Annotated in this window: 4 protein-coding genes; all 4 read right to left on the bottom strand. The window is 72.2% G+C overall.

Features of this window, described 5'->3' with window-relative positions:
- Positions 1 to 1,009 (bottom strand): LysM domain-containing protein (locus tag ABZ260_RS49270; RefSeq protein ID WP_355632383.1); only part of this gene is annotated, 1,009 nt, incomplete at its 3' end.
- 52 nt (positions 1,010 to 1,061) lie between these two features.
- Positions 1,062 to 1,469, bottom strand: a complete 408-nt coding sequence (locus ABZ260_RS49275; RefSeq protein WP_350951711.1) for a pilus assembly protein TadG-related protein — start codon at positions 1,467 to 1,469, stop codon at positions 1,062 to 1,064.
- Positions 1,470 to 1,645: 176 nt separating this feature from the next.
- Positions 1,646 to 2,053: a TadE/TadG family type IV pilus assembly protein gene (locus ABZ260_RS49280; RefSeq protein ID WP_355632386.1), complete on the bottom strand. Its 408-nt coding sequence runs from the start codon at positions 2,051 to 2,053 to the stop codon at positions 1,646 to 1,648.
- A gap of 87 nt (positions 2,054 to 2,140) precedes the next feature.
- Positions 2,141 to 3,007: RNA-guided endonuclease IscB (iscB, locus tag ABZ260_RS49285; RefSeq protein WP_355632389.1), on the bottom strand; the 867-nt coding region annotated here is incomplete at its 5' end.

Genomic DNA, 3,007 nt, shown 5'->3' on the forward strand with positions numbered 1-3,007 from the left:
GCCGCCCGGGCGCGGTGGTGGCGGGCACCTGGCGCGGGTCGTGCGAGGCGCCACGCTCGGCGGCGGTGTCGGGACGGTGCCCGGCCACCTCGTGGCGCCCGTCCTGTCCCCGGCCGGCCTCCCGCGCCTGGCCCGCGCCCTCGCCGGGAGTGGAGATCTCGGGTGCGGGCTCCGCCGGGAGGTCCGCACCGCCCGAGGTGAAGGTCTGGGTACGGCCGTCCAGCTCGGCGGGCTTGCCGGGGTGGTCCTTGAGGGTGTCGTCGCGCGGCTGGGACGCCGGGACGATGTGCACGTTGCGCGCGTCGTCCGGCATGTCCAGCACCCAGCCCGGCCTGATCAGGTCGGCCATCCGCAGGCGGCTGCCGTCCGGCTGCTCCCTGTGCTGGTTGAGCCGGTAGATCTCCGGATACCGCCGCCCGTCACCGAGGCACTTCTCCGCGATCTCCCAAAGGCTCTCGTGGTGGCGGCCGTGCGGCGGCTGCACCACGTAGACCTTCTTGGCCTTCTGCACCGGCGCCAGCTCCACCCGCTCGGCGCCGGCCGGGGCCGACGCCGCCGACAGCCCGGTCGAGACGATGGCGGAGGTCGCGGGCGGCAGGCTGGTCAGCTTCGCGATCGGCAGGGCCACCGCCGAGACGGTGAACAGCAGCATGGCCGCCGAGACCAGCCGGTTGGCGAACATCTGGGTGCCCCCGGAGAACGGCACCCGGGCCGGCATCCCGACCCGGCGCACTCCGGCGTAGATCTCGACCAGCACGCAGAGCACCATCTGCAGCCAGGCCAGCCAGACCAGCAGCACGAGGATCGCGACGATCGTGCTCGTGCCCACCTGGCTGGTCAGCAGGTCGAGGTCGCGCAGCTCCGGCGGGAGCGGCGGCCCGGCCAGCCGGAACAGGGCGTAGGGGACCCCCGCGATGAGCGCGACCAGGACGGCCAGCGCGCCGAGGCCCGCCAGCAGGTCTCCCGGTGTGCGCCTGTCCTTGATACGCACGGGCTGTCGCGTGGGCATTCGTCTCCCTCCCCGTCCAGATTCGTCGTCGGTCAACCGGTGGGCCAGCGATTCACGGCAATTGGTCTGCCCCGATGTCCGGCCCCGCCGCGGCCAGGGCCTCCATGTCCGAGCCGGGGAAACCGAACGCGGCCAGGAAGAACGCCTTCCAGGTGACGGAGACGTTCACGGTGACCTCGGCCTGGGCGCCGCCGAGCGCGCACTGGGTGAGCTGGACGTCGCCGGCGCCGTGCGCCGAGACGATCTCCTCGGCCTTCGCGCAGACCTCCCCTTCTCCCAGCAGCCGGGCCTGGCCGGTGGCGCGCAGGTGCTCGACGTCGATCTGGTCCGCGGCGGCCCTGGCGGCCTGCTCGGCGATGTCGGCGGCCCGCAGCCGAGCGTTGATGGCGGCCCCGCCGTCCACGAGCAGCCCGGCCAGCAGGAACACCACCACCGAGAAGATCACCGTGAAGATCGACATCGACCCTCGCTCGCCGTGGCGTCCTCTCCCTGCGCCCGAACCCACCGGACGCCCGGACGTCCGGCATGCCACGGGCAGGGGCGCGAGGCGACACGGAGCGGGCGAGTGCCCGGACGTCCGGCACGCCATCGTTGGACGGGGGAGGCCCCGGTGCCGCGAGGGTGGGTTCACGAGATTCACTCGACTCTCCGGAACTGCTCCAGCGGGACCACCGAGTCGCCCTTCATCTCCTTGGCGGCGCCGAAGCCGAGGAACTCCAGATCCAGGGAGCAGGTCACCTGGGCGTGGACCCGGCCGCCCTCCTTCCAGTCCGTACCGGCCAGGCTGACCTCGGGCTCGCACTCGCCCGACAGCGCGGCGCGGGCCACCTCGGCCGCGGCGTCCTCGGCGTCGGCCAGCGTGCGCTCGACGGAGGCGGCCCTGGCGGCGTCCCTGGCGGCGCCGTTGACCTCGCCCTGGGCCTCCACCACCCTTCCCGCGCCGACCAGGAACAGTAGGAACAGCAGGAAGACCGGGGCCAGCAGCACCGTCTCGGCACTGAGCGACCCTCGATCGTCCCCGGCCGCGAGAATCAGCCGGCTCACCAGAACCTCCCGAGGATGCCCTGGCCTTCAGGCCGGGGAGGAATTGGGAGCGGGAGGGCCGTCAAGGCCTGAGCGTGCCCTGATCGGTCAGTCATGTCGATCGGCTTCTTTCCGGGTCGTGTAGCCGTAGCCGTCCGCGCGTTGAAGATGACGGACGTGCCGGTGGTTGACCCCGGTGATGCGACCGTGCCGGGTGGTGAGGTCGAACGAACCTGAGGAGCGGACCAGGACTCGCCCGGCGTGAACCCCGGCCTTTTTGCCCGCCGGGACGTTCGCCCGGACCAGGTCGCCGGTTTGGAAGCCGTGGTGCAGTTTGATCCGTGGCCGGACAAGGCGGGGGAACCCGTATCGGTCGGGGGTGGTGCGGGCATAGGTGCCGCGCCCGGTCGCCGTGACCACGAGCACGGTGGACGGCCAGGCGGTCACGCTCTCCAGTTCGCCGACGTGCACCGCGTCCAACGTGTGCGACTTGGCGGCGCCGGTGCGGGAGCGGTTCCATTTGGTGCGCCCGCCGGAGGCGGTGTGAACGGGAAGGCCGGTTGCTTCCAGTGCCCGCCACAGCGTCCACCGGGTGGCGTTGACGGCGGCGGCGTCCCGCAGCGGAGCCTTCGCCTGCCGGAGGATCTTCGCCAGCAGGGCGAGCCTGCCCTTGAGGAATTCCTCGATCGGGGTGGCGTTCTTGGCCTGGTTGCAGCCGATGCACGCCAGGGTGAGGTTGCTGATCCGGTCCGAGCCGCCCCGGGAACGCGGGTGGATGTGATCGATGTTCAACGGCACGTCCTGCTTGCCGCAGTACGCGCACGCCCGCCCCCATTTAGCCAGCAGGTATTCGCGGGCCTCGTACCCGGCGAGGGTGCCTTGCTGGTATTCCGCTCCTTCGAGCGGCCGCCCGGCCGACAGGGCGTGGGTGTCGAAGGAGACCCGCTCCACGTGCACGGCGGCCACGGGCGCCCA

It is taken from the genome of Streptosporangium sp. NPDC006013 (assembly GCF_040614275.1).
GTDB lineage: Bacteria > Actinomycetota > Actinomycetes > Streptosporangiales > Streptosporangiaceae > Streptosporangium.